The following is a 25562-nucleotide window of genomic DNA, read 5'->3' on the forward strand; positions in this document are numbered from 1 at the left end:
AACAACTGCCAAAGCTAAGCGGTTTATAGGCCAAAGCTAAGGCTTTGCGGGACATTTTATTTAATTGTTAGACAAATCTTTTAAGGCGTTTAAACCAATCCAATGCTTAGAAAACTGATAAGCAGCTCGACCAGAGCGCTGACCCCGCATCTGACACCAACGTAAACTTTCAGCACGAACCTCATCATTGAAAGGCATGTTTGCTTTATCAAGATAATGTTCAACGATTTCCAAATATAGGTTTTGATCCATTGGATAAAAAGATAGCCATAGACCAAAACGATCCGACAAAGAGATCTTTTCTTCTATCGCTTCTTGTGGATGTAGTTCAGTATATTGGGGAACATCGACCTTAGTTACAGGTGTATTTTCATGCATGAATTCTGGTAACAGGTGGCGACGGTTACTGGTTGCATAAATAATAAAATTACTTGAACCTGACTGTAATGAACCATCTAATACACTTTTTAGACTACGGTAATTTTCATCTTCGGCATTAAAAGCCAAGTCATCACAGTAGACGATATATTTTTCAGGTCGATTTTGAATGATTTTTTGAATTTTAGGTAAGTCTGATAAATCATCACGTTCAATTTCAATTAAACGTAATCCTTGAGGAGCATACTCAGTGAGTAAAGCACGAACAATAGATGATTTTCCTGTACCACGTGAGCCGGTTAAAAGCACATCATTTGCTGGTAGGCCATTTAAAAATTGCAAAGTATTTTGAATAATTTTTTCTTTTTGACGCTCAATGCCTTTTAAGTCATCAAGATAAATATTTTTTGGCGTATAGATGGCATTAAGTTGCTGATTTTCCCATCTAAAAGCAGGTGCAGTAAAATCTGTTTCTTGTCGAGGCTCAGGCAAGACTTGCTGTAACTGATTTAATACAAGTGATAATGTTTGAACTAAATTGTCCGGTAAATCAATGGTAGCCATGGTAAGTCAATCATGTTAAACAGTGTTTGATAGGATACTAACACCGAAATTAACAGGCTTACAAAAACTTATTGCCTATACACTTTATCGGTTTTGCAATTGATTGAAATGTTCAGACCGAGCATAGTGTTGTGATGTCTATTCAGTAAAATCATCTGTGAAGATGAGGACGAAATATGTTTGAAAAAATACGAAGTGATATGAATCCACATCAGGCTTACCGTATCAAAAAATTACAACGTCAATTAGACATGGCTGAATCTTATGAAGAATGGAAGTCTTTTGCATTAAAACTAGATGAAGAAACAGGTGTGCAAGAGTGGAAATTTGATAATAGTTCACCTTATTTCGATGCCGAGCTCATTTCTTATCGATACACTTTGCTCAAAAGATATCGTCAGCAACATCGCACATTAGACCTCATTTATTTACTTAAAGAAGGTCTAACTTACGATATTGCAAATATTGGTCATCCAATGCTTTTTGCCGCAACACATGTCGGTACAAAAAAGTTAATTGAAGACTATATTGAAGAAGTTAGCCAAAGCTTGGCTTACATTGCTTCAAGTGAATGCATTACGTTTCAAAGAAAAGAAAAAATAGAGTTTTTTGAAAACTGTGAAAAGGCGTATGGACAACCTGCACTTATGTTTTCGGGCGGGGCGACTTTAGGACTTTTTCATACGGGAGTATGTAAGGCTTTAATTGAACAAGACTTAATGCCTAAAGTGCTCTCTGGCTCAAGTGCAGGGGCAATTATGACAGGTATGCTTGGAACCTCTGCCAGTGAAGATATCCAAAACTTATTAAATGGTGAGCAATTTTTTAGTGATGCTTTTCATTTTAGGAAATTCCGTGAACTCATTAAAGGCAATGGTGGAATTGCCGATGTTCAGTATTTGAAAAAATTCCTCATTGAGAATTTAGGTGATCTTACTTTTGAAGAGGCTTTTAAAAAATCTGGTTTAAACATTAATGTGGCAGTGGCGCCGTATGATGCAACAGAAAACCCAAGAATTATGAACGCCATTATGACACCGAATGTTTTGGTGTGGAGTGCGGTATTGGCTTCATGTGCCGTGCCAATTTTATTCCCACCAGTACGCTTAACCAGTAAACGTTATGACGGTGAACATACACCTTATATGGCAAATACAAAGTGGGTAGATGGAAGTGTAAGAAGCGATTTCCCGCAAGAAAGAATGGCGCGGCTTTATAACTTGAATTACACCATTGCGAGTCAAGTTAACCCACATATTGTTCCATTCATGCAAAATGATGCGGACCGTTTTCGTAAGGACGTTTTAAGCTGGCCTGAAAGGATTCTAAGACGTCAAGGTAAAGTGCTGTCAATGGGCGTTATGGATTTTACGCGTCAACGACTTGGTTCTATATCTCCAGTTAGAAGATTATTAGATCATGGCTATGGCGTAATGGGACAGCGTTATTACGGTGATGTGAATATCATTGCTAAATATAGCCTAAGTCACTATACCTATACTTTGCAAAACCCGCGTCCGCATCTGTTTAAGCGTTTGCAAAGAGAAGGGGAACGTGCAACTTGGCCAAAAATTTCTTCAATTGAGACCCACGCTCGTATTGGTAAGACGATTCAGCATTGTTTAGAAGTTTTGCGCTTTGAAGAAAAGAAACAACAGCCTGAGTCTTACTATGCTGAAGCATGATTTTGCTTCGCATATAGAAAACTTAACATGTGTAACAAAGCCAACAAGTGCAGCGTTAGGGCGGTGTTTATGGACATGTACCATAGACACCAAAAATTACTGGTTAAAATATCATTTGCCTGAAACCTATGCTCAAAGTGAGCAAGATTTCATGCATGAGCAATTATTTTACGAAGAAATTCACTTTAAAAAACCTGCATGGCTTTTACCTCATAGATTGATTGAGGGCAGTTCTATTTCTCAGCTAGGCCATTCTTTGGGTAAGGTTTTAATTTTACCTGATAGTGACGTGTGGTTTGGTTCATTCACTCATGAAAGTGATTTAACTAATGTATATCTTAAGATTTGGTTGGCAATAAATAAGCTTGCAGAGCTTCACAAACTTGGCTGGATTCATGGTGACGTTAAGGCAGAACATTTTAGAAAGTTTCAGCAAAAGCCTTATTTAATTGATTTTGAGAAAACGAGACGCATCTTAAGTTGCGATACAGTCATGGATGCAACACCTCGTTATATGGCTCCTGAGTTATTTCAAGGAGGGCGTAAGGGAATACAAAGCGATTTATACGCATTTGGCATCGTTCTATATGAATGGTTAACACAAACTCGCTTAGAAGCAGGTAGTTATCGTGATTGGGCAGTCTTGCACTGTCAAAAATTAAACATTCAATTACCCATGCAGTTTTTGATTTTTTATCCCTTACTTGCAGGTTTATTACAAAAACAACAGCAAAATCGGTTTTCAAATGCTGATGAAGCAATAAATTGCTTAAAACAGATTCAAATTGATAAAAATCATTGATCTAGTATCTGTATACAATTTACACGGTTAGTTTTTTTTAGAAAAAAAACACTTGTCACTGTCAGATCTTATCGCTAATATACACAGCCATCGGGGGCGTGGCGAAATTGGTAGACGCACTGGATTTAGGTTCCAGCGCCGCAAGGTGTAAGAGTTCGAGTCTCTTCGCCCCCACCACTTTAAGTTAATAACTTAAAGTTTGATGTAGATGTTAAGTCATCTAGATCTTGGAAGAGGATTGGTGTAATGGTAGCATGACGGTCTCCAAAACCGTTCGTCAAGGTTCGAGTCCTTGATCCTCTGCCACATTTATTTTAAATAAATGTCCCAGATGGGGGCGTGGCGAAATTGGTAGACGCACTGGATTTAGGTTCCAGCGCCGCAAGGTGTAAGAGTTCGAGTCTCTTCGCCCCCACCATTGAAAAAAGCAAGACGATGATCTTGCTTTTTTTATGATTAAATCTTGAGTGTTTAATCATGAATATAGAGGATTGGTGTAATGGTAGCATGACGGTCTCCAAAACCGTTCGTCAAGGTTCGAATCCTTGATCCTCTGCCATAAAATAAGGCTCCTAATCAGGAGTTTTTTTATTATCTATATTTTTAAAAATAACTTTTCATTCGTGCTCAAGCAATTTTCTAAATAGACATTTTTATAACTGTTGCTTTTCAATGTTTTTATCACATCATAGATTGTTTTTTAATTAAGCAATATACTGAATTTCTTAATATTTTTATTAAGCTATTGTTTTATATTTATTTAACTTAAGTTTTGGAAATTATTTATATAAAAGCCTTGAATACAATTTTATTTCATGTATGATGCTGTTAACTAGAAAAAAGACTTGTTAGTAAATCTTCTTTTAAGTATCGTAGTTTTAGTCATAATCCTTCGTTTTTTAAGATATTAAGCTCAATTTGTTATTCTTTTTTCAAAGTTATGATAGGGTCATTATTTAATGATTCTAAAATATTAGAAATCAGTAGGATATATCATGTCTAATACAGTAAGTGGTACAGTAAAGTGGTTTAACGAAACTAAAGGTTTTGGTTTCATTCAACAAGACAACGGTCCAGATGTGTTCGCTCACTTCAAAGAAATCGCAGGTTCTGGTTTCAAAACTTTGCATGAAGGTCAACGCGTAACATTTACCGTTACTCAAGGGCAAAAAGGCCCAAATGCTGTAAATATTATTCCACAATAATATAACAGCAAGTAAAAAAAGCACTTTTTAGTGCTTTTTTTTATTTTGGCTTTTAAAGCAATTTATTGTTCTTTTAGAGCATTAGAAGCCCTCAATAGTAGGGCTTTTTATTTTCTTATTAATATAAATCATTAGTTATTAAGCTCTTATAGTTAATAATCGAACATATTTTTAATATAAACTTTAGAATATGTGTGAAATATAAATTATTAGTAATAGAGATATGGTAGATTAAAAAATCTTTAAATAAAGAAATTTATATTTCACGGAATTGCTAATGAACGTTCGCCTGTGTTATGCCAGTCAACGGAACGAAAAAAATGAAGATTTGTTGCAAGATTTACGTGATATTTTGACAGAAGCACGAGATTTCAATGATTTGAATCAGATCTGTGGGGTGCTCTATTATGCCGATAATGCTTTCTTTCAATGCTTGGAAGGTGAACGAGAGGTGGTTGAACGATTATTTGAAAAAATTACAAATGATAAAAGACACCACAATGTTAAATGGTTGTGTACATATTCCATTGAACAAAACTCGTTTCAACGATGGTCAATGAAATATGTACAACGTAATACAAATATCGAATCTTTCTTTCTAAAAATGGGAGAAAGTACTTTTAATCCTATTCGTCTTGATGAGCAAAACTTAAAAGCTTTCATCAATGAATTAGTCATTGCCGAACAAACTAAAATTAACACAGTTAAGAAAGTGGGTATGGTGAATCGTGGGGTGAAACCGTTTTAGCTATTTGGCTATCACGCCAATATGGATGGTCTTGAGTTTAGGTAATATTTTAGTCATGACTAAATATACAATAACTGAACTTGCGAGCATCCATATCACTTCTAAACTTTGACTAATGACAAACATAGCCCAATAAAAAAAGCTAAATAGGGCGAGACAGAGTCCACTACCTTTAAAATACCAAGTAATAAATATTCCAAACAGTGCAGAAGAGAGAAGAAGATTAATCGTCTCGTTCATTCCTATGTAATTAAAGAAAATAATCAGTAAGCATAAAGCTAACATTGATAGTAAATATACAAATATATTTTTTGCAATAAACATTTTCTATATCCTATCTGATGATTAAAAAAGTATCTTTCCTCTGTTTCCAGAGGAAAGATAGTACATATTAATTTTTGAGATTCTTTTTCTATTATTAAGAGTTTTTATATTAATAAAGATGACTTTATCATTTTCTCCAGATCTCTTTATTAATATTCAGCTTTCTATTTAATAGTAAAGAGTGCTTATATGTACTGAAATTAATTATAAGAAAAACAATCATTTGGGTTGTAAGCTTTGGCTTACATAATTGTGAGAGATTGCCTACATTTGTATAAATAATGATCGAATTTTACAAAATTAAATTTATAAAAAAATTTGTTTAACAATAACTTAAGTAAATATATTGTTTAGATGAGCTTTACATAAATAACAAAAAGTAACATCAACTTTAAGAGGTACTTTTCTTAAAATTTATAAATATTAATAAGAGAAAATTAATTTATTTAAAAAATTTTAACATTTGATAAAATATTGTTTTATTAAATTATATTTCTAATAAATAAAATTTATGTGTTGAAGGGTTTTTAATGTGATTAATAGTGAGGAAATTATATTTATATTTTTGTGTCATCTAGTAATGAGCTGCTTTTGAATTAAGAGAAAAAACTACTGCAATATAAATGAAACTAGAATATCAGATTTATAAAATTTGAATTATGGCCAGCATAGAACTGACTACACTGGCTTTACTGATTTTGAATTAATTATTCTGAACGAGTAGCTAACCAAGTACTTACTTCTGGCCAGACCGTAGTGGGTGCTTGACTACCAGAAACTACGCCCATATGACCACCTGGTACCACCTTAAATGTTTTGTCTTGGCTACTAATTAAATCCATGAGTGGTTTAACAGCATCAGCTGTGACAATGATATCTGTGTTACCACCGACAGCTAACACAGAGCATTTAATGTCTTTTAGATAGGCGGTAAGTTCACCAAATTTAACTACACCTTTAGACAGTTCATTATCAATCCAGAAACGGAGAATAATGTCACGCATGACACCGCCCGGATAGGCCAACATATTATCGATAAATGAGCTTGAGGTTGCATGGTCGACAATAAACTCTCGGTTATCTAGATTCTTAAAAAGTTCCCAATATGTTTTCAGATTTCCAATCGGGTCAGTTAATTTAAAACCAAGGGTATTTTGCCAGCCATGAATATGAAATGCTTCACTTGGTACATGATGGCGAATACGAAATGGCGTATGTTTACGAACCCATTCGGCAGGTTTGGTAAGACTACCGTAGAGTTTCCCCATATAACCCGCTTTATGTGTGTCGATAGGGGACGCGAGAATAATCAGGTTTTTAATATCTTTATCTTTAAACAATGCGGTATAGCAGAGCGAAAGTGCACCACCTAAACTCCAACCATGTAAAGAAAGCTGTTGTTGACCACTGTAGGCGCGAACTTGCTTTAACATCTCTGGCATGAAAACTTTAATATAAGTACCGAAGTTGTATTTTGCTTGGTGCCGAGTTGGGATGCCCCAGTCAATTAAGTAAACATCAAACCCTTGGGCTAAAAAGAAACGTACAAAACTACGAGTAGGGAACAAATCGTAAATGAGCATGTTCACTGCTAGTGGTGGAACAATAACTAAAGGTACGCGGTGTTTAGGGGTAGAGGTATCAGTCTCATTTTTATAATGGCGTAAGGTAATGATTTCATGCTTATGAATCACATCAAAAGGTGTTTTTCCTGACAAAGCTATTTGAGGGCCTCTGAAAAAGAGATCTGATGCATTGATCAGCATGTGAGGTATTTTTTGACCAGCACGTGTCTGAAGAGATTTTTTAATAGATTGTAGCTGTGGAACGTTCTGACGAACTTTAAGCAATAAACTCATTGAATATAAAACCTATAAAGATGTTGCCCAGAACAGTAAAGAGCTGGTCTTTGAAGGATATTAAAGTGAATGATGGAGAAGTTCAGTGACCCAAAAGACAGGATTTTTCTTTAAATGTATCAAGTAGAGCTTAGCTTAGCGCAATATACTGTTGCTTAAAAAATGAGTAATAAGATTGAGGCAACCAGATGTCTTGATTTCATCACTTAAGCATTTAAATCTTTAAAAAAACAATTATCAAAGCAAGATAGAAATTTAGGAGAAGATACATTGTGATTTTTTACTAAATACTCAAAATAACAAATTGATTTATATGATTATTATTAAATAAAGATGGTTTTTGTAAAGTTTGTTTGTGTTTTTTTTAAATAATAAAAAATAAAATATAATTATTTTACAATCCATTAGGAATGTAATCAGAAAGTAGTATATATGGAATTTGTTTTTAATGGTTTTTATACACTAATTTCGGCGGTTATCGTCTTATTGTTGGGCCGCTTTCTTGTTAATCGTATTGATTTTTTAAAACGTTATAATATCCCTGAACCTGTAGCGGGTGGTTTGGTTGCTGCTGTAGTTTCTTTACTTGTCCACACTTTGTGGGGGTATAGCATTGTTTTTAGTAGCGAATTACAAACCAGCTTTATGCTCGTGTTCTTTGCTTCAATTGGTTTAAGTGCCAATTTTATGAAGCTTAAAGAAGGTGGTACTGCTTTAATCATCTTCTTAATTTGTGTAGCCTCATTTATTGTTGTGCAAAATGCTGTTGGTATGAGTCTTGCGACATTATTAGGTCTTGACCCACTTATTGGTTTGATTGCTGGTTCAATTACCTTAACAGGTGGTCATGGTACAGCTGGCGCATGGGGTGAAATTTTAGAAACCCAGCATGGGATTCAGGGTGCTTTAGCATTAGGTATGGCGAGTGCGACCTTTGGCTTGATTATTGGTGGTGTGATTGGTGGGCCTTTAGCGAAATTACTTATTAATCGTTACAGTCTTGCTCAACCAAAAACCAACGCTGAAATCCAAAATCGTGACACACATCTTGAACAAAATTCAGATGACCTTGCTCCGTTTGAAAATCCGCATCAAGTTCGTTTAATTACTGCCGATAATGCAATTACTACACTGGGTATGTTTGCAGCATGTTTAGCGTTTGCTGAATTTATGACTGGCTTTAGTAAGGGAACGTGGTTTGAGTTACCAACTTTCGTTTGGGCACTCGGTGGCGGTGTAATCTTAAGAAACATTTTAGAAAGCGTGTTGAAAATTGATATTTTTGACCGTGCGATTGATGTATTTGGTAACGCGTCTTTGTCGCTTTATTTAGCAATGGCATTGCTTTCGTTAAAACTTTGGCAACTTGCCGACTTAGCTGGTCCACTTGTCGTGATTTTAGGTGCGCAAACCATTACGATGGCTTTATATGCGGCATTTGTGACGTTCCGCGTCATGGGCAAAAACTACGATGCAGCAGTGTTGGCAGCAGGTCATTGTGGTTTCGGTATGGGTGCAACACCAACAGCTGTGGCAAATATGCAAGCCATTACTAATATGTATGGTCCATCGCATAAGGCTTTCTTGATTGTTCCGCTTTGTGGCGCATTCTTTGTCGACTTAATTAATGCGACAGTCATTCAGCTCATGCTGAAATTTATTGCCTAATATAAAAAAAGCCCGTTAGGGCTTTTTTTATGGGTGTTTGTCCATGAGTATTTGATTCCTATTTATAGGCTCAATTTTTATTTTCGTATGACTCAAGCCATTTTATTTTTAGGATGCTTTTTCTCAAAACTAATAATCGCCCTTAAACCTCGTTTCACATAGAATAAATTGCAGATAAATAAAATGAGAAATGTATGAGCTCAGAAGCACATTCAATTAGCTTAGTTGCCCCCGTAGTTTTATTGGCAGCGGCTGTCATTGCAGTTCCTATTTTTAAACGTATTGGTTTAGGTTCAGTACTTGGTTATTTAATTGCGGGTCTAATTATTGGCCCATTCGGTTTTGCTTTTTTTCAAGATTCTGCCGCAATTTTGCATATTGCCGAGTTAGGAATTGTGATGTACCTCTTTGTGATTGGTTTGGAAATGCAACCCTCACATTTGTGGAGTCTTAGACGCGAAATTTTTGGCCTTGGTACATTGCAGATCATCATTTGTGCGCTGGCTTTGACTGGCGTCGGGCTATTATTTGGTTTTACGTGGCAAGTTGCTTTTATTGGTGCCGCAGGGTTTGTATTAACCTCGACTGCAATTGTGATGCAGCTCTTGGGTGACCGGGGTGATTTGACGCAGCCACGTGGGCAAAAAATTGTAGCCATCTTACTTTTTGAAGATTTACTCATTGTGCCATTGCTGGCTATTGTCGCTTTTATGGCACCGAATCATGTGGTCGAAAGCACATCTGTACGTTTAGAAAATATAGGAATTGGTTTACTCGCAATTGCGGGGCTTATTGCGGCAGGGTATTGGTTACTGAACCCATTATTTAGACTCTTGGCCGCTGCTAAAGCCCGAGAAGTCATGACTGCGGCGGCTTTACTAGTTGTGTTGGGTGCGGCGTTACTCATGCAAGTCAGTGGTTTGACTATGGCGATGGGTGCTTTCTTGGCGGGTGTACTTTTATCTGAATCGACCTTTAGACATCAAATTGAAGCGGATATTGAACCATTCCGAGGAATATTACTGGGCCTGTTTTTCCTTGGCGTGGGTATGTCACTGGACTTATCGGTAGTTGCTCAAAATTGGCAACTGATTGTGAGTGGCGTAATTGCTCTGATGCTTGCCAAAGCGCTCATGATTTATATAGTCGCCCGAGTAACGAAAAGCTCTCATACTGAAGCATTAGACCGCGCTTTACTTATGGCTCAAGGTGGAGAGTTTGCCTTTGTACTATTCTCGGCTGCGCTAAGTGCACAAGTTATTGATAGTACCGTTAAATCTAACTTAACTGCCATTGTTGTGCTTTCAATGGTGTTGACTCCAATTGTCGGTATTATTTTCAAACGTTTTACTCAAGCAAAAACGAAGGTTTCATTAGAAAACATCAATATTGCCGACGGACTAAGTGGTAGCGTTTTAATGATCGGTTTTGGGCGCTTTGGACAGGTCACCAGTCAATTATTATTAGCAAGAGGTGTCGATGTCACCATTATTGATAATAATACCGACATGATACGAAACGCCGAAAAATTTGGTTTTAAAATTTATTATGGCGATGGTTGCCGTTTAGATATCCTGCATGCGTCTGGGGCCGCAACAGCACAAGCGATTGTGGTGTGTGTCGATAGCAAGGAAACGACCAATAGAATTGTGGAACTCGTGACCCATGAATTTCCTTTAGCGAAATTATTAGTGCGTTCATATGACCGCGAGCATTCACTGCATTTAGTTAAACAAAAAGTGGACTTTATGATTCGTGAAACGTTTGAATCTGCCATTAAGTTTGGCGGCGTGATTTTGCAAGAACTTGGTGTGGATGAAGACGAAGTAGAAAGAATTACCGAAGAAATTCGAGATTTGGATAATGAGCGTTTTGAAACTGAAATTGCGGCAGATGACGTCAATGCAGGAGTAGGTATGCAATATACACACACTCATCATCCAAGACCGACTGCACCATTGATTCGACCAAAACAAGAAGGGCGGATTTTAAATAAAGAAGATACCTCAGATAATGAAAGTCTCAATTAGTATAGAAATATCTGTAAAAGTTCTGTTTAGAAGAGCTTTTACAGAATGACTATAAATGCTCTCAAGCTGTACATTTCACTGGGGTGTTATATAAATAAAATCGCAAATAGGAGAGTTGAAGAACTTTTTATTTTGAACTCTTAAAAACTTACTCAAGCTCTAATTGGTCATCATCTTTTGTAATTTTAATTTTTAACTTTTTATATTTTCGCTTATTTGGATCTAGGGCTGAATTCATCACTTCATCTGCAAAAGGCGGGCACTGCATCAATTTTGCATAAGCCCTATAGCCGATGCGTATTCGAGTAGGAGGGCAATCGGTTCTTTTTGAGTAGTATTCAATGAGTGAGTTCAGTTCTTGTAATAAAGTTTGCTGTTCCATCATACATACTTAACAATTAGATGACTTAAGCATAATAGACTTAGTCGTTTAGCGGAATATGCCTTTAAAATGTACAGGTATATAAATTGTGATGTAGTTCTCTAAAACACATATTTTATGTATGAAGTTTGTTTAGGAGAGATTTTGGATGTTTTTTTAATCGAAATGTCATAAAGAAAGGCTAATTTAGACTCATAACAAAAATGATGAAGATTGTTGCGAACAATAAAATCAAAAGCAATTTTCACAGACGTGGTCGTGAGGTAATTAGGGCTAATTCGAAAGAGTTGGCTTTTTTGTTTTAGTGCATTTGCTTAGATCAAGATGTCCTTTATTAACATTCAATTGCAAATAATCAAGTTCTAATATGGAACTTCATTTTTTAAGTAGATAAAAATAAAGGATCTTAAAAATGTTAATCTCAAGCGATAGATTACCAAAAAGTTTTAAAGACAGAGCCAATCAAAAGGTTGCCAAACTTTCAGGCTCATTGTTGGGAGCTGTTACATCAGAGCGACAAGCAACATTGCCAAAAGAGTTTGAACTCAGTCCTCATACGCTTTATAAGCGCTTTGGTAGTACACATTACGGGGTCATGATTCCTGACTTACCTGAACCATTTCGATATTTATCTTGGGCTTCGGTATTAGGTTATGTTGGATTTACGATTACAGATACCAACTATCAAATGTCTAAAGATGGAAAAGGGGATACAGCTTCTTTGGTACATGGAACAGCATTATCGACAACGCCTGAGGCCTACAGAACATTTTCAATCAAAAATGATATCAAGTTTAACCAAACTCCTTTCGCTATTAATTTTGACAATCAGAGTGTCATGCATGAGGATGGTGATGAATTTATATTAATTACTAAAAGAGAAGATTTAGAACTAGAACTTCATTTAAAGCCTACCAAAGCTATTTCATGGTTTGCCTATAGTAATTTTTATAAGCATTTTAGTGTCTTGATGCATTATGACGGCTACATTAAACAAAAAGGCAATAGTAAGAGTATTAAAGGACTTTGCACGTTGGAGTCTTGGAAAGCTGTAGCTACCTCAATGCTCAAAAACAAATGGTTAGTTGAGAATATTCAACTTCCTGTAAAAGTCTTTAGCTATCAAGTTATTAATATTGACCACGAACAGCAGTTATTGCTGGCTTTTATTTGCTATGAAGACCAACCCATTTTGACTTCTGTTTACTATCGTCATATTGATGGAACGTCAATTCAATATAATGGAGATATACTTTTTGAAGTAACGAGTCTTCAAGAAGAACCGCAGATTACTCCCGATAATTTTTCAATGAATGTACCAAATACTTTTTGCTGGGTTGCTTATCACAACAATCAAAAGGTTTTAGATATTTCAGCACATGTAGATACCCCGTATTGTTTCGGATTGGCAGCTGGTTTTGTTTCTTCATATGCATGGCAAGGCGAATTCTATGATCAGCCATTAGTGGGAAGGGGTTACTTAGAATATATCGACCGAAGGTAGAAACTTATTGCTTTTAACTTGCCAAATAAGCAAGGTAAGTTGATCAGGTTTATCAGTGGATGGGATTTATTGTCCAGAAACTCTAGACGAAGCTAATTTTGCTGTGCATTCTGTTTTCTGAATGTACAGCCTATTCAGACTTTAATTTTTTTCTATATTGATGAGGAGTTATACCTGAATATTTTTTAAAAGCCCTAACAAAGTTAGTAGACTCTTCATATCCAATCAAGTTTGCAATATCTTGAATATTATATTGTTCTTTTGCTAAAAGTTTTTTTGCTTCCTTGAAACGAATCTCATTAAGAAGTTGAAGAAAGCTAGTTCCTTGTGTCTGTAAATGGCGTTTAATCGTTCTTTCAGACATATTTAAACGTTTAGCAATCTCGGGAAGAGAAGGATAGTTTTTATTAAAATTATGTAAAAGTTCCATCTTTATCGAGTTTTGCAAATGATGTGTGGCATCTTTTACTATTAAACCTTTATCTTTTTCACAGTATTGAATAGCTTGTTGGAAGGCAACTAAATCACCTTGTGGATTGGACTGTTTTAAATATTTTAAAGGAAAAGCTATAGCATTCCGCTTACTATTAAAATGATATTTTATATTTTTATTTAAAATCTCTTCATAATCTGAAGATTCACACCAATCTAGAAAAATTTCACATTCCTCTAAATTTTCTTGAATAAGTAGTTCTAATAAATGAATTCCACCAAATAAAAGACTTTCAATTAAAAATGCTCTTAGTTGTTGAGACTGCTGTTCATCACCTAATTTTACTGGATGAACATCGTCTAGATAAATGTATACAAGTTTTTCGTCGAAAGTCCAATTAGGTATGAAACTTTGAATACGTGTACAGAAAAAATGTTGGCAAAGATTTAGAGCTGTTTCTACATCTACGCAACTCAAAAAAGCAAAACCTAATGAGCCATGGGCCGTTGGTCGTAAAGCTGATCCGTATTCTATTCCTAGACGGTTGTTACCAGTCAGCCGAAGTGCATTGGCTACTAATTTAGACCATTGATGTGCACTCATCTTTGCATCATATTGCTTGATGTCTAATAAGGATAGCCCTGTATTTTCTAGAAGAATCGCAGCACTAATATCATATTTTTCGCAAATCTCTAATAAAAGGCGGGCATAAGAGATGGATATAGTCTTGTGAAATAATCCAAAAGGATCTTGCATATATTTAGTCTTGGCCTAAATTGATCATTAATATGGCATAAGTACACCTATTATGTGAAGAGTTTTTTTAATAACTTATAAAATAATATTTGATCATTTTGAGTTCCCAGATGCTGGATAAATATTCTTATGCAGTTGTTGAAAATCCAAGTGCGATGAAACAGTTTCCTTTCAATGTAGCCTCTAGATTTTTTAATAAAGATGCACCGAATGCTACAGAAGCACAAATAGCATCTTTTAATTGCTTTAGACAAATTGGTGATCCTGTAGCAGATAATTTAGTGGAATGTATGCATAGAGTTGGATCTTCATCTAGGCATATGTTTAATCAAGCGCTTGAATATGGAATTGAGACTGTCGATAACCCACCTCAAGAACTCATAGATTTTTTTGCTGTAGTGGATGACTTCCCATATTGGGTAGATCATAAAAGGCTGGAGCGTGCTACTCGTTTTTATCAATTAATAGGTAAAGAAGCTTTTGCCATTTTTATTCCTGGTTTGGCTGTGAGTTATGTCGCTCCAGTTGCCAATCACGTTTTATTAAGATCGGGAGATCTTTATAAAAAAGCAGGAAAGCGTGCTGTAGAAACATTAAATTGGTTTAATGATGTCACTGCTCCGAATGGTATGTCTAGTCGTTTTAGTCCGGGATATAAGGCATGTATACGAATAAGAATGATCCATGCACATATGCGCAAAGCTATGAAATCCAAAAATGACTGGGATTTTGATCAGTGGGATGAACCTATTCATCAAGTTATTTACACTGCAACAATTTTACCATTCGCCTTACTTGCAACTTTGGGTGCAAATATTTTAGGAGTACTTTATGCGAAACAGGAGCGTGAAGATATTTTTCACCTGTGGCGTTTAATAGCACATGTTGTTGGGGTGCATCCTTCACTTGTTCCAACGAATGAACGAGATATTTGGCGTTTAACTTGGATCGAATTACATCAAGTTTTTATCCCTGATGAGACATCTGCCATGTTAGGAGGTGCTCTGTGGCAATCCTTAGATGAAATAATACGCATTGATCAAAATAAACTTAAAGACCGTATTCAAAGAAAAATGACTCAAGATTATATTAGTACACTTGCTCATTTAATGCTTGGTAAAGAGATCGCAAGCTCACTAACTTTCCCAAAAAAATCAATGACAGGCATCGCACTAGTCGGTGGTTCATTTGCTAAGAATTTTGTTGTTACTTCAGTTGCACGTGTTTTACCTAATGGTATTGATCGTTTAGGTAAATATAAAGCTAAACAACGCAATGAGTTCATGCAACAAATCATTAAAAATACTCAGGCTGATCTTAGTTATGAGAGGGGATAATGATTAAATAGTTGTATAAACCAAATTAAATAATAAATTTTAATTATTTATCCTTACTTTTTAATGATCTATTTTAAAACAGATGTCATTTTGTGTGCTTGACTGTAATAGGGTTGAGCACTATCCTTTGCCTGCTGGCCTACATTGCTAGCGGGTTTTAGCAGACCCTACTTAACAAAGACGATATACGAAACCTAGTTTTGTGTATCGTGAACTCGTTCGCCCCCTTTTTCTCTATGGTAGGGCGGAAGGGGGACACCTTCGGGTGTGCTGGTTTCTTTGTTGCCAGTCTGCTAACCCTCTTTCGTCCTGCCACCATCATTTAGCAGTGATCGGTAGGATTTCTTGTATTAACAAAGGAGTCCGCTATGCGTACTAATTCTTTTTCTTTATTGGCCTTTGCCAAATTCTTTCTATCCATACCGCTTAAACAGTCTTTAAAACGATTTAACCGACTTTAGGTTTCTATACCTTAAGAATCGTTACGACTAAAACATAGCAACAATAAACCAGAGATAGGTGAGCACACCATTATTGTGCGGTTTTTGCATGCCTGTATTTAGCACTCATTTTAAGAGTGACGGCATTTCTATCTCTTCTATTTACAACAAAAAATTATTTTAAGCGGTATACATGAAAAATTTAGAAGTTTCATTTAGAGCGACGCGAGCGCTTAACACAGCAGCAGATTTATTTAAACAATACGGCTTCAACAAGGTCGGGGTGGACCGAATTGTTAATGAAGCCAAGATGACTAAAGCCACTTTTTACAACTACTTTCACTCCAAAGAAAGATTAATTGAAATGTGTTTGTTGGTTCAAAAAGAACACTTAAAAGAAAAAGTGAGGGCGGTAAGTGAATCTCGTCAATATCCAGATTTGTCTATTAAGCTCAGACAAATTTACCTTTTACATGCGGACTTAAAGGGGGCGTATTACGTGTTGTTTAAAGCGATTTTTGAAATTAAACAGCTTTATCCAAACGCTTATCAAACCGCAATTCGCTATAGGCGATGGCTTAAAAATGAAATTTTCTGGGTTCTGCGAGAATCTAAAAAAAGGGCTACGTATGAAGAGTCAGATATTTTTGTATTTATGATTGATGGTGCGATTTTTGGTCTTTTAGGTTCAAGCCAAAATGAAGAACCTGATCAGTTGCTAGATTACTTTTTAAAGGTAAATGCTTAAATTGAACCTTTTACATTCAAAAACTGAAATAGCAAATTAAAGAACAGAAAGGAAAAAGTGAGGCTGCTAGAGCCTCACTGTATATAGGTGTTTATTTGCCTTTTTTAGTTTTTAAATACTCTGCATAAGCTTCATCTGCAAAGCGTCTTAGAGAATCACCAATTGCAGCATATTGGTATTCATTCAGGTTAGCTAAAGATGCACGGGCAGAAGGGTGCTGCACACCGAAGCCAGAACCGGGTAATAAAACCACACCTGTTTCATCTGCTACTCTAAATAATAGCTCGGTCGGATTTTTATTTTTCATAACCCAATCAGCAAACTCATCTCCATAGAGAGTCCGTGATGTGTTTTCAAGGTTGACTAGGGTGTAGTAGTCCACAGCATTCGGATCTGTTGGAACCTCGACGCCAAGCTGTCTATAAAGTGCTGCATCGCGTTCACGAACAACAGATTTAACTGCTTTTTTATAGCTTTGGCGTGAGTCCATCATATTAAATAGTGCAAATAAAACCATTTGAACTTGTTGTGGGGTAGACAGACCAGCGGTATGGTTCAAAGCAACATTTCGGCTATCGGCAACTAAACGGTCAATAAACTTAATGCTTGCTGGGTCGGTAGTTAAAGATGAATAGCGCTCTTCAAGCTCTTTCTTCTCTTTTTTCGATAAGTTCGCAATTTGTTTATCAAGCACATTGTTATTTGAAAGTGCAATGACACCCAGTCGCCAACCAGTCGCACCAAAGTATTTAGAGAATGAATAAACCAAAATTGTATTGTCAGGACAAATCGCAAATAGTGATTTGAAGTTATCTGCAAACGTACCGTAAACGTCATCGGTCAAAATAATCAGATCAGGGCGCTTTTTGACGATATCGGCCAAAATCGCAAGACCTTCATCGCTCATTTTCACCGATGGTGGGTTACTTGGGTTGACTAAAAAGAATGCTTTAATAGACGGATCTTCTAACTTTCTAAGCTCCGACTCTGGATATTGCCAACCGAGTTTAGGGTCGGCTTCAATCAATACTTCTTCAAGCTGGTAGTCATTGAGTTTTGGAATCTCAAGATATGGTGTAAAAATAGGGCTACCAATGGCAATACGGTCGCCATTTTTGATAATTTTATTTTCTTTTAATGAGTTAAAAATATAGGCCATTGCGGCTGTTCCGCCTTCGACCGCAAACAAATCTAAGTCACTTTTTTGCATGCCTTGTACGCCCATTTCTCTTAAGACGTACTCTTTAATAATTGTTTCACTCACTCGAAGCATTCGGTCTGGTACTGGATAGTTACAGCCTAAAATCCCTTCAACCATTTCAAGTAAAAAAAGATCTGGGTCTAAACCTAACTGGTCGCGCACATAAGACACGGCTTTGCCTAAAAAGACTACACCGGGTTTGTCACGGTTTTCCAAAATGAAGTTATCAAAACGTGACTGGAGTCCAACGGGGCGCGGGAAGCCACCTAAACCTTCCGGCATATAGGAAAATGAAAATTCGGATTCGGTCGCAGAAAACAAACCCAGTTGAAAGAATGCTCTACGTGGGATGGTAGCAAGAAAGTTTGGATTACCACGCCCAGCATTTAGCATCATTCGGTCAGTTCTGCTTTGAGCTAATTCTATTAAATTATCTTTTAGTTCAAATGGGCTGAGTTTTGCGTATTTAGAATAATCGACTTTCCCCATGGGACGTCTCCTTAATTATAGTGAGATGAATAAAATTTCTAATTCAATGTATAAAATCAGGCCAAGCCTACGATCAGTGGTCCGAGTAAGGTTAAGAACACATTTGCTAGGGCATAGGTAATTGCAAATGGAACGGTCGGAATCGAGTTTCCTGCTTTGTCTAAAATTGCACCAAATGCAGGGTTTGCACTGCGTGAACCAGATAGTGCACCTGCCATTACTGCAACGTTGTCATAACGCAGAACATAACGAGCAAAGAGCATGGAAAGTAGGAGAGGAACCAGTGTTACCACAACTCCAATCATAAAGAGTGAAAGACCACTTTCTTTAATGGTTTGAATGGCTTGTAATCCTGATTGTAAGCCGACGGCAGCAACGAATCCTGCCAGACCCAAATCTTTAAGAAGCTGAGAAGCCGCTAACGGCATATTGCCATGCACCTGATTTCTGCTTCGAATCCAACCAAAAAGCAGTCCTGATAGTAAAGCTCCGCCACCCGCACCAAGAGTTAAAGGCACATCACCTAAACGAATCACAAAAAGACCAATCACTAAGCCAACCACAAGGCCTGCACCATGAAAAATCCAGTCTGTTTTTAAACTTTCAGGTAGAGCTTTACCTGCTTCTTTCACTAAGCGGTCGAGGTCGCTTTTTGTTCCGTATACTGTGACTACATCACCTTGTCGTAAAACGGTGTCATCACTTAAAGGTTGTGGCTCATCCTTACGTTTAATCGCAAGTACATAAATACCGTGCTTTAAATATGCAGGCGTATTGGCCTTAATGTCTCCTAAAGTACGGTTGAGATATTTGGAATTTCTTAGGATGACATCACTGGTATCCATAATCATTTCCATACCTTGCGATGACTGTAATTCGCTACCGATTTGCTCGGCAACTGAAACCACACTGGCACGGCGACCAACCAATAAGATGACATCGTCTGTTTGTAAAGTTAGCTCGGGAGCGACATCAATAAACTGATCTTTACGTTTTAACCGTTCAATCGTAATACTCGGCTCTTTTGCTTCAATTTCCGCAATAGTTTGCCCATTGGCTTGTTTAACTTTATAAATACGGCCAACAATTTCCGGGATTGCCAGTTCTTGGCCTGGGGCTAATTCAAAAGCACCTTTTAGCCGCTCACTTTGAGCTTTTAAAGCATCGTCGTGAATTTCTTTACCCATAAATTTAGGCAAGATATTCACACAGACAATAATTGCTCCCAATGAACCGAAAATGTAAGTGACCGCATAGCCAATCGCGACATTTGCTTGAAGTCTTTGAATTTCTGCGAGTGGGAGATCGAGTCTAGAAATTGCATCTCCCGCAGTCCCAATAATCGCTGATTGAGTCATGCCGCCCGCAGCGAGACCCGCAGCCAAGCCTTTATCGAGATGAAAAATTTTAGCCATTACTAAAACAGTGACTAAACCACACACTGCCATGAATACTGCTAATAAAATTTCTTTTATGGACTGTGGACCCAGTGATTTAAAAAACTGTGGACCACTTTCAAAGCCGACTGCGTAAATGAAGAGAGCAAATAAAATTGCTTTAACGCCGTTATCGACAGGTACGCCAATAAGACTTAAAACAACTGCGACGAGTAAGGAGCCTGCGACTCCGCCAAACTGAAACTTTCCAAACTGGAATTGTCCAATCCAGAAGCCTATTGCGAGTGATAAGAACAATAATATTTCGGGGCTGTGCTTTAAAACACCTTGTAACCATTCAATCATTTTGATCTCACTTTTATTATTAGCTCTATCTTTAATATATAAATTTATTTATTTTTCATTTTTAAAATACAGTATGAAAATTACTTAAGCAAACCTTCAGGTTTAGTGGTTTTCTTAAGTTTAATTATAAAAAATAATGTGCTTAAAATACGTGTGAACTAAGGTCTGGTGGTAATTCTGAGTGTTTAAATCAACTATTAATTTTTTAATGAAAGGTAAAATTTATTTACAATAATATAAAGAATATTTTATGAGATTAAAGCGTCTTGCTTATATCTAATCTTGAAAATAAATTTTTAATATATTGATATTTAAATAATTAATTTTTAATTGTTAGGTTTGGTCTTAATTTTTATATAAATTAAAAAACAATCTACTTAAAATTAATTTTTTGATAATTATGTCGCATAAATTAATTTTTAATATATTTAAATTAATCTTTATAATGACATTTATTTTTAAAGAAAAATATAAGATTTGAAATTGCTGTTCTTAAATGGAGTGTATATTTGAATATAGAAGTGATTAATATTTTTGTTTTATATCTTAATTAAAATTATCATATTAAAAAGAGAGGGTTGTAGGTATTAAAAAACTTTAGAAATACTCTATGACTGCTCATATTTTTAAGTAAATCTCTGTCCGCGTGTATAACCAATACGCTATACTTTCGTACTGTTTTCCCAATGACTCACATGCCGTACTGTTCAGAAATACTAAATTTCTGATGGTTCTGCGCTGTCACATGCCGATCTAAGATATGTTGGTCATAAAACTGGGTTATCTCAGCTTAAGCCTTTGACTTTTAGGTTCTATTTTAATTTGCCCACAGAATTTGTACAGATTATTCAGCAGTTTCAATAATATATTGAAGAGTACATGATAATTTTCATCTCAAAATTTATGATGACTTGGGTAGTTTTTCGATTGATTTATATTTTAATTTACCTTAGTAATAAAAAGAGTTTTGTGTGACACAGTTAAAACTATAAATCTCAGAGTATAACTATGAAGCTTAAAGAATTAGCAGGTTGTGAGGAATGCGATACTGTCTATCGTAGAACCCCGCTTGCTTATGGAAAAAGAGCTTATTGCTTATGCTGCGGTGCCGAACTCTATCGGCACACCAAACCTTTTTCGACACTGTTGGCTTTAATCTTAACGGCGTTGATCGTATTTATTATTGCTAATAGCTTTCCTATCGTAAAAATTGAATTGCAGGGCAACATCTCTGAAACTACCTTACTGGGTGCGGTCTGGGTGATGTTCCATTATGATCGGGCTTTCGTTGGCATTCTTATTTTAATCACCACTTTTATTGTGCCGCTTTCCTATCTTTTATTACTTTCCTATGTGTTGGGCACAGTAAGTATATTGAAGAGAAGACCCGCATTTTTAGTGTTTGCCTTACGTACACTTTATTTTATGAGAGTGTGGGGAATGGTTGAGGTGTTCTTAATCGGGATCTTGGTCACGCTTGTGAAGTTAATAGGAATGGTGTTGGTGATTCCCGAGATTGCGTTATGGGCATTTGCGATCTTAAGTGTATTGTTGGTTTATATTACTTCCATAAAGGTGAGTGATATATGGAACGAAATTGATAGGTCACTGCCATGAAAACGATAAAAAATGTGACCCAAACACAAAGCTCACAGCAAGGGTCAGTGCTTAAGCAATACCCAAGAGCCAAAGATCTCTCATTAATTGTGTGTCACTGCTGTGGCGTCGTAAATTCTGCTCAAAATGAAAAGAGACGACTCAACCAAAGCCATCAGGTGTTACGTTGTATTCGTTGTAATAGCGTACTGCATTCACGTAAGCCAGCGAGTTTAAATCGAACTTTTGCCTTAGTGGTGGCTGCGACTATTCTCTATATTCCCGCCAATGTACTTCCAATGACGGTGACTGACTCACTTTTGGGCAGCCAGCAAGATACCATCATGAGTGGGGTCATTTACTTTTGGCAAAGTGGAGACTATCTGGTTTCAGTGGTTATTTTCATGGCCAGTATTTTTATTCCTATGCTAAAGCTACTGATTTTGTATTTTTTATTGGTGGCGGTATATCTTCAACAATCTTCAGCATGGAAGTTTTTACCTGAGCAATGCGTTAAATTATATCGAGTTGTCGAGTTTATCGGCCGTTGGTCAATGATTGATGTATTTGTGGTGGCACTCTTAACAGCGCTCATTCAGATTCAGTCGCTTGCTACGATTTTAGCAGGGCCGGGTTCAATCGCTTTTGGTGCAGTTGTAGTGCTAACCATGTTTGCATCTTTAAGTTTTGACCCACGGCTTATTTGGGATAACTTCTACGCATCTCAAAATAAAAATAAGCCTTCTACTTTTGCCTCAAACAAAACCAAGATTATTCAGCCAGAACACCCGCCGTTGAATAATGATTCCATTAATCCCAGTCAATAAAAGAACAATCAGTATGTCTGAAAATGAAATAACCCCTGGTAACTCAGATCGTCGTGATCCAGATGTTGAACTGGATAGCGTGAATGATTTGCCAGAACCCCAAGAAAAGAAAAGTCGGTGGAAGCCTCTTTTAATTTGGCTCATTCCACTGATTGCACTTTTAATTGCGCTTTCATTAGCGATAAAAGCGCTCTTGTCTCATGGCCCTACCATTGACGTGTCTTTTAGAACGGCTGAGGGATTGGTCGCAGGTAAAACAACGGTCCGTTATAAACAGGTGGATATTGGTGTAGTACGCCAGATTGATCTTTCAGAAGACCGTTCACACGTGATTGCCAGAATTGATTTGCGCAAAGATGCCAGTAACTTTGCCGCAAAAGATTCACGCTTTTGGGTCGTGCGACCACGTATTGGGACGAGTGGGGTTTCAGGAATAGACACATTATTGTCAGGTTCATATATTGAAGTGGATGGCGGCAAGTCAGAAGAGAAAAAGCTTGAATTTACTGGCTTAGAAATACCGCCAGTGATTACTTCCGATGTGCCGGGTAAAGAATTTTTCTTAAATGCAGATGACTTGGGGTCTTTAGATGTCGGTTCCCCAATTTATTATCGTCGAATTAATGTGGGCCAAATTACAGCCTATAAATTGTCAAATGATGGTAAAACTGTAGAGTTGCAAACTTTTATCCGTGCACCATATGACAAGTTTGTCACCACCGATGCACGTTTTTGGCAAGCGAGTGGGATCGATGTGAGCTTAAATGCTTCAGGATTTAGTTTAGATACTCAATCGCTGGCAAGTATTGTCGCGGGCGGTATTGCTTTTGGAATCCCTGAAAGCTCGCGTGCTACTACAGCGGCAAATCATAGTCGCTTTAATCTGTGGGACTCGAAATCTGAGGCATTAAAAGAACCTGACGGGCAACCTCGTGGTGTGATTATGTACTTTGATCATTCATTACGTGGACTGTCTGTTGGCGCACCAATTGATTTCATGGGTATTGAAATTGGTAATGTTAAATCGATTAATGCAGAGTTTTATAACAACTATAAGCAGATTCGTATGCGTGTTGAGGCGGTTATTTATCCTTCACGCGTTGAGAATGGGCAGGCACTCAATCCAAACAGCAATATTTTCAAAGATTTTGTTGAACATGGATGGCGTGCTCAAATGAGAACAGGCAACCTTCTCACGGGTCAAAACTATATTGCCCTAGATAAGTTCCCTAAAGCTAAACCAGCCACCTTACAAATTTTGAGTGATGACCGTGTGGTGATTCCAACTACACCAACTGAATTGAGTGGCTTACAAGCACAAGTTTCTCAGATTGCTGACAAGTTAACCAAATTCCCGTTAGTTGAGATTGGGCAAGATGTACGTAAAACGCTCAACAATATGAACACAGCCATTGAGTCTACCGACAAACTGGTTAAACAGTTAGATGGAAAAGTTGCACCTGGTTTACAAGCAACCTTAGACGATGTTCGTAAAACTGTAAGATCGTCAGAGTCTATTTTGTCGAGCGATGCGCCGTTACAACAAGACGTACGTAAAGCATTGCAGCAAATGACACGTGCAGCTGCTTCATTACAGTTAATGGCAGACTATATTGAGCAACATCCTGAATCAATTATTCGTGGTAAGACACCAGAGACCGATGATGAAAAATAAAAACACTCTATCTTCTCAACCTCCTAAAGCAGCCAAATGGCTGCTTGGGAGCGGCCTGTTTTTAACGGCTGTTGCCATGACGGCATGTTCGAGTTCGCCAACGCCAAATTATTATACGATGTCCCCTAAAATTACTGCGGCTACAAAATCAACTGTGCAGGTGATTGAGGTATTACCCGTCGGGATTCCAGACCGATTGGACCGTGCGCCTTTGGTACTCCAAGACAGTAGTGGTAAGTCTACGGTGTTAAACAATGAACGCTGGACATCAACCATGGGTACGCAATTACGCGATACCTTGTCGGCGGGTTTGCAGCAAAAATTAGGGGCAATTGACAGTTATAGCAGTGGACTAGCTGGAAACAACCAACCTTTATATCGAGTTTCTACAGACTTTTCTCATTTTGATATTGTAGATAAAAGCTATATTAATATTGCGGTGTCTTGGGTGGTGAAGCGTCAAATACCGCCCACTCAATTAGAGTCAAATAATGCAAAAGTCATCACGAATGCAGGATCTCAGCTCAATTGTCGAATTGCTTTCAAGCAGCCGATTGATCAAAAAACTAAAAAGATGGATGCGATTGTGAATGCCTCAAGTGAAGCAATGACTCAAATTATTAATACGGTTTCTTCTTCAATTGTTGCATTAGATTCAAACAAGAAATCGGTTATTAGCAATGGTGTTTGTTCATAAAACCAAGCGCTTTTAACCAACCCCTTTATTTGTGCACAACAGATAAAGAGGTTTTTTATTTTAATTGCCTCGATAGGTTGAGTAACCGTAAGGGCTAAGTAATAAAGGAATGTGATAGTGATTTACGCTTCCATCAACTTTAAAAATTACAGGTACTTCGGCAAAAAAAGTTTGTTGTTTGTTCTTTTTAAACCAGTCTTCAGTTTTAAAAGTAACTTTATAAACACCTTGCTCTAGTTTTTTATTTTCTGGATAGAGTGCAGTAATACGACCATTTGAGTCGGTCACTTGCTGATTGAGTTTAACCCACTGGTTGTTAGTGTTTTTTTCTAAAACCACTTCAACCTGAGAAGAGGGCAAACCCGTCTCTAGATTTAACACATGCACACTTAGCGGATTAGTTTGTGCAAATGTAGCCGAAGCAATAAATAACGAAGATAAAGCAATAAATGATTTAGTCATGGTGAACTCC

The 25562-nt window shown here is 36.9% G+C and carries 21 protein-coding genes and 4 tRNA genes; 17 read left to right on the forward strand and 8 right to left on the reverse strand.

Annotated elements, in window-relative coordinates; all coding sequences use genetic code 11:
- Window positions 1-60 precede the first annotated feature (60 nt).
- Window positions 61-942, reverse strand: a complete 882-nt coding sequence (locus AAC388_RS06015) for an ATP-binding protein (protein ID WP_262460792.1) — start codon at window positions 940-942, stop codon at window positions 61-63.
- Between the two features lie 176 nt (window positions 943-1118).
- On the opposite strand from AAC388_RS06015, the gene AAC388_RS06020 reads away from it, so the two are divergent.
- From AAC388_RS06020 to AAC388_RS06055, 8 genes are all read left to right on the forward strand, one after another.
- Entirely contained in the window at window positions 1119-2627 is a 1509-nt protein-coding gene (locus tag AAC388_RS06020) for a DUF3336 domain-containing protein (RefSeq protein ID WP_170248621.1), read from the forward strand.
- On the forward strand, window positions 2614-3429 hold the full coding sequence (locus AAC388_RS06025; RefSeq protein ID WP_342371326.1) for a protein kinase: 816 nt from the start codon (window positions 2614-2616) through the stop codon (window positions 3427-3429). The genes AAC388_RS06020 and AAC388_RS06025 overlap by 14 nt, the downstream gene beginning before the upstream one ends.
- A gap of 92 nt (window positions 3430-3521) precedes the next feature.
- Window positions 3522-3606: transfer RNA gene (locus tag AAC388_RS06030), tRNA-Leu, on the forward strand.
- 55 nt (window positions 3607-3661) lie between these two features.
- Window positions 3662-3735 (forward strand) — tRNA-Trp (locus tag AAC388_RS06035).
- A 27-nt stretch (window positions 3736-3762) separates the two neighbouring features.
- Window positions 3763-3847, forward strand: a tRNA-Leu gene (locus tag AAC388_RS06040).
- A 67-nt stretch (window positions 3848-3914) separates the two neighbouring features.
- Window positions 3915-3988, forward strand: a tRNA-Trp gene (locus AAC388_RS06045).
- A 436-nt stretch (window positions 3989-4424) separates the two neighbouring features.
- On the forward strand, window positions 4425-4634 hold the full coding sequence (locus AAC388_RS06050) for a cold-shock protein (protein ID WP_002115279.1): 210 nt from the start codon (window positions 4425-4427) through the stop codon (window positions 4632-4634).
- 277 nt (window positions 4635-4911) lie between these two features.
- Window positions 4912-5382, forward strand: coding sequence for an AnBLUF65 family BLUF photoreceptors (locus AAC388_RS06055; protein ID WP_060464713.1), 471 nt, complete (start codon window positions 4912-4914; stop codon window positions 5380-5382).
- On the opposite strand, the gene AAC388_RS06060 is transcribed toward AAC388_RS06055, so the two are convergent.
- Complete coding sequence (locus tag AAC388_RS06060; protein ID WP_005073518.1) at window positions 5383-5706, reverse strand: hypothetical protein; 324 nt, start codon at window positions 5704-5706, stop codon at window positions 5383-5385. It abuts the gene before it with no gap.
- Window positions 5707-6413: 707 nt separating this feature from the next.
- Window positions 6414-7565 carry an alpha/beta fold hydrolase gene (locus tag AAC388_RS06065; RefSeq protein WP_063099205.1) on the reverse strand — a complete coding sequence of 384 codons (1152 nt, stop codon included), beginning with the start codon at window positions 7563-7565 and terminating at the stop codon, window positions 6414-6416.
- A gap of 432 nt (window positions 7566-7997) precedes the next feature.
- On the opposite strand from AAC388_RS06065, the gene gltS reads away from it, so the two are divergent.
- Both gltS and AAC388_RS06075 read left to right on the forward strand, forming a co-directional pair.
- Window positions 7998-9233 (forward strand): sodium/glutamate symporter, encoded by a 1236-nt coding sequence (gene gltS / locus AAC388_RS06070; protein ID WP_063099204.1) that lies wholly within the window; start codon window positions 7998-8000, stop codon window positions 9231-9233.
- 194 nt (window positions 9234-9427) lie between these two features.
- Window positions 9428-11263 (forward strand): monovalent cation:proton antiporter-2 (CPA2) family protein, encoded by a 1836-nt coding sequence (locus AAC388_RS06075; RefSeq protein WP_342371327.1) that lies wholly within the window; start codon window positions 9428-9430, stop codon window positions 11261-11263.
- A gap of 148 nt (window positions 11264-11411) precedes the next feature.
- Here the strand turns inward: AAC388_RS06075 and AAC388_RS06080 are convergent, their stop codons facing one another.
- Complete coding sequence (locus tag AAC388_RS06080) at window positions 11412-11645, reverse strand: hypothetical protein (protein ID WP_032005361.1); 234 nt, start codon at window positions 11643-11645, stop codon at window positions 11412-11414.
- Between the two features lie 412 nt (window positions 11646-12057).
- Between AAC388_RS06080 and AAC388_RS06085 the strand changes: the two genes are divergently transcribed.
- Complete coding sequence (locus tag AAC388_RS06085) at window positions 12058-13149, forward strand: DUF6670 family protein (RefSeq protein WP_342371328.1); 1092 nt, start codon at window positions 12058-12060, stop codon at window positions 13147-13149.
- 130 nt (window positions 13150-13279) lie between these two features.
- Here AAC388_RS06085 and AAC388_RS06090 read toward each other — a convergent pair whose 3' ends face one another.
- Window positions 13280-14338: a helix-turn-helix domain-containing protein gene (locus AAC388_RS06090; protein WP_342371329.1), complete on the reverse strand. Its 1059-nt coding sequence runs from the start codon at window positions 14336-14338 to the stop codon at window positions 13280-13282.
- 110 nt (window positions 14339-14448) lie between these two features.
- On the opposite strand from AAC388_RS06090, the gene AAC388_RS06095 reads away from it, so the two are divergent.
- Window positions 14449-15675, forward strand: coding sequence for an oxygenase MpaB family protein (locus tag AAC388_RS06095; protein ID WP_342371330.1), 1227 nt, complete (start codon window positions 14449-14451; stop codon window positions 15673-15675).
- A 633-nt stretch (window positions 15676-16308) separates the two neighbouring features.
- A complete protein-coding gene (locus AAC388_RS06100) occupies window positions 16309-16863 on the forward strand; it encodes a TetR/AcrR family transcriptional regulator (RefSeq protein WP_342371331.1) in 555 nt (184 codons plus the stop codon).
- 91 nt (window positions 16864-16954) lie between these two features.
- Here AAC388_RS06100 and AAC388_RS06105 read toward each other — a convergent pair whose 3' ends face one another.
- Both AAC388_RS06105 and aspT read right to left on the reverse strand, forming a co-directional pair.
- Window positions 16955-18553, reverse strand: coding sequence for a bifunctional aspartate transaminase/aspartate 4-decarboxylase (locus AAC388_RS06105; protein ID WP_342371332.1), 1599 nt, complete (start codon window positions 18551-18553; stop codon window positions 16955-16957).
- Window positions 18554-18609: 56 nt separating this feature from the next.
- Window positions 18610-20295 carry an aspartate-alanine antiporter gene (aspT, locus tag AAC388_RS06110; RefSeq protein WP_060464706.1) on the reverse strand — a complete coding sequence of 562 codons (1686 nt, stop codon included), beginning with the start codon at window positions 20293-20295 and terminating at the stop codon, window positions 18610-18612.
- A gap of 1008 nt (window positions 20296-21303) precedes the next feature.
- Between aspT and AAC388_RS06115 the strand changes: the two genes are divergently transcribed.
- Genes AAC388_RS06115 through AAC388_RS06130 form a run of 4 tightly spaced genes read left to right on the forward strand, consistent with a single transcriptional unit; the run spans window position 21304 to window position 25090 of the window.
- A complete protein-coding gene (locus AAC388_RS06115; RefSeq protein WP_086376928.1) occupies window positions 21304-21912 on the forward strand; it encodes a paraquat-inducible protein A in 609 nt (202 codons plus the stop codon).
- Window positions 21909-22718, forward strand: coding sequence for a paraquat-inducible protein A (locus AAC388_RS06120; RefSeq protein ID WP_342371333.1), 810 nt, complete (start codon window positions 21909-21911; stop codon window positions 22716-22718). The genes AAC388_RS06115 and AAC388_RS06120 overlap by 4 nt, the downstream gene beginning before the upstream one ends.
- Window positions 22719-22725: 7 nt before the next feature.
- A complete protein-coding gene (locus AAC388_RS06125) occupies window positions 22726-24393 on the forward strand; it encodes an MlaD family protein (RefSeq protein WP_151282919.1) in 1668 nt (555 codons plus the stop codon).
- Window positions 24383-25090: a PqiC family protein gene (locus AAC388_RS06130; RefSeq protein ID WP_342371560.1), complete on the forward strand. Its 708-nt coding sequence runs from the start codon at window positions 24383-24385 to the stop codon at window positions 25088-25090. The genes AAC388_RS06125 and AAC388_RS06130 overlap by 11 nt, the downstream gene beginning before the upstream one ends.
- 60 nt (window positions 25091-25150) lie before the next feature.
- Here the strand turns inward: AAC388_RS06130 and uraH are convergent, their stop codons facing one another.
- A complete protein-coding gene (uraH, locus tag AAC388_RS06135; RefSeq protein ID WP_000167347.1) occupies window positions 25151-25552 on the reverse strand; it encodes a hydroxyisourate hydrolase in 402 nt (133 codons plus the stop codon).
- Between the last annotated feature and the right edge of the window lie 10 nt (window positions 25553-25562).

The organism is Acinetobacter sp. D009, assembly GCF_038562025.1.
In the GTDB taxonomy this organism is placed as follows: Bacteria; Pseudomonadota; Gammaproteobacteria; order Pseudomonadales; family Moraxellaceae; genus Acinetobacter; species Acinetobacter pittii.

Bases quoted from the DNA above. Each gene is read 5' to 3' on its own strand.
- AAC388_RS06015 (WP_262460792.1), bottom strand. From the start codon at position 942: ATGGCTACCATTGATTTACCGGACAATTTAGTTCAAACATTATCACTT.
- AAC388_RS06020 (WP_170248621.1), top strand. From the start codon at position 1,119: ATGTTTGAAAAAATACGAAGTGATATGAATCCACATCAGGCTTACCGT.
- AAC388_RS06025 (WP_342371326.1), top strand. From the start codon at position 2,614: ATGCTGAAGCATGATTTTGCTTCGCATATAGAAAACTTAACATGTGTA.
- AAC388_RS06050 (WP_002115279.1), top strand. From the start codon at position 4,425: ATGTCTAATACAGTAAGTGGTACAGTAAAGTGGTTTAACGAAACTAAA.
- AAC388_RS06055 (WP_060464713.1), top strand. From the start codon at position 4,912: ATGAACGTTCGCCTGTGTTATGCCAGTCAACGGAACGAAAAAAATGAA.
- AAC388_RS06060 (WP_005073518.1), bottom strand. From the start codon at position 5,706: ATGTTTATTGCAAAAAATATATTTGTATATTTACTATCAATGTTAGCT.
- AAC388_RS06065 (WP_063099205.1), bottom strand. From the start codon at position 7,565: ATGAGTTTATTGCTTAAAGTTCGTCAGAACGTTCCACAGCTACAATCT.
- gltS (WP_063099204.1), top strand. From the start codon at position 7,998: ATGGAATTTGTTTTTAATGGTTTTTATACACTAATTTCGGCGGTTATC.
- AAC388_RS06075 (WP_342371327.1), top strand. From the start codon at position 9,428: ATGAGCTCAGAAGCACATTCAATTAGCTTAGTTGCCCCCGTAGTTTTA.
- AAC388_RS06080 (WP_032005361.1), bottom strand. From the start codon at position 11,645: ATGGAACAGCAAACTTTATTACAAGAACTGAACTCACTCATTGAATAC.
- AAC388_RS06085 (WP_342371328.1), top strand. From the start codon at position 12,058: ATGTTAATCTCAAGCGATAGATTACCAAAAAGTTTTAAAGACAGAGCC.
- AAC388_RS06090 (WP_342371329.1), bottom strand. From the start codon at position 14,338: ATGCAAGATCCTTTTGGATTATTTCACAAGACTATATCCATCTCTTAT.
- AAC388_RS06095 (WP_342371330.1), top strand. From the start codon at position 14,449: ATGCTGGATAAATATTCTTATGCAGTTGTTGAAAATCCAAGTGCGATG.
- AAC388_RS06100 (WP_342371331.1), top strand. From the start codon at position 16,309: ATGAAAAATTTAGAAGTTTCATTTAGAGCGACGCGAGCGCTTAACACA.
- AAC388_RS06105 (WP_342371332.1), bottom strand. From the start codon at position 18,553: ATGGGGAAAGTCGATTATTCTAAATACGCAAAACTCAGCCCATTTGAA.
- aspT (WP_060464706.1), bottom strand. From the start codon at position 20,295: ATGATTGAATGGTTACAAGGTGTTTTAAAGCACAGCCCCGAAATATTA.
- AAC388_RS06115 (WP_086376928.1), top strand. From the start codon at position 21,304: ATGAAGCTTAAAGAATTAGCAGGTTGTGAGGAATGCGATACTGTCTAT.
- AAC388_RS06120 (WP_342371333.1), top strand. From the start codon at position 21,909: ATGAAAACGATAAAAAATGTGACCCAAACACAAAGCTCACAGCAAGGG.
- AAC388_RS06130 (WP_342371560.1), top strand. From the start codon at position 24,383: ATGAAAAATAAAAACACTCTATCTTCTCAACCTCCTAAAGCAGCCAAA.
- uraH (WP_000167347.1), bottom strand. From the start codon at position 25,552: ATGACTAAATCATTTATTGCTTTATCTTCGTTATTTATTGCTTCGGCT.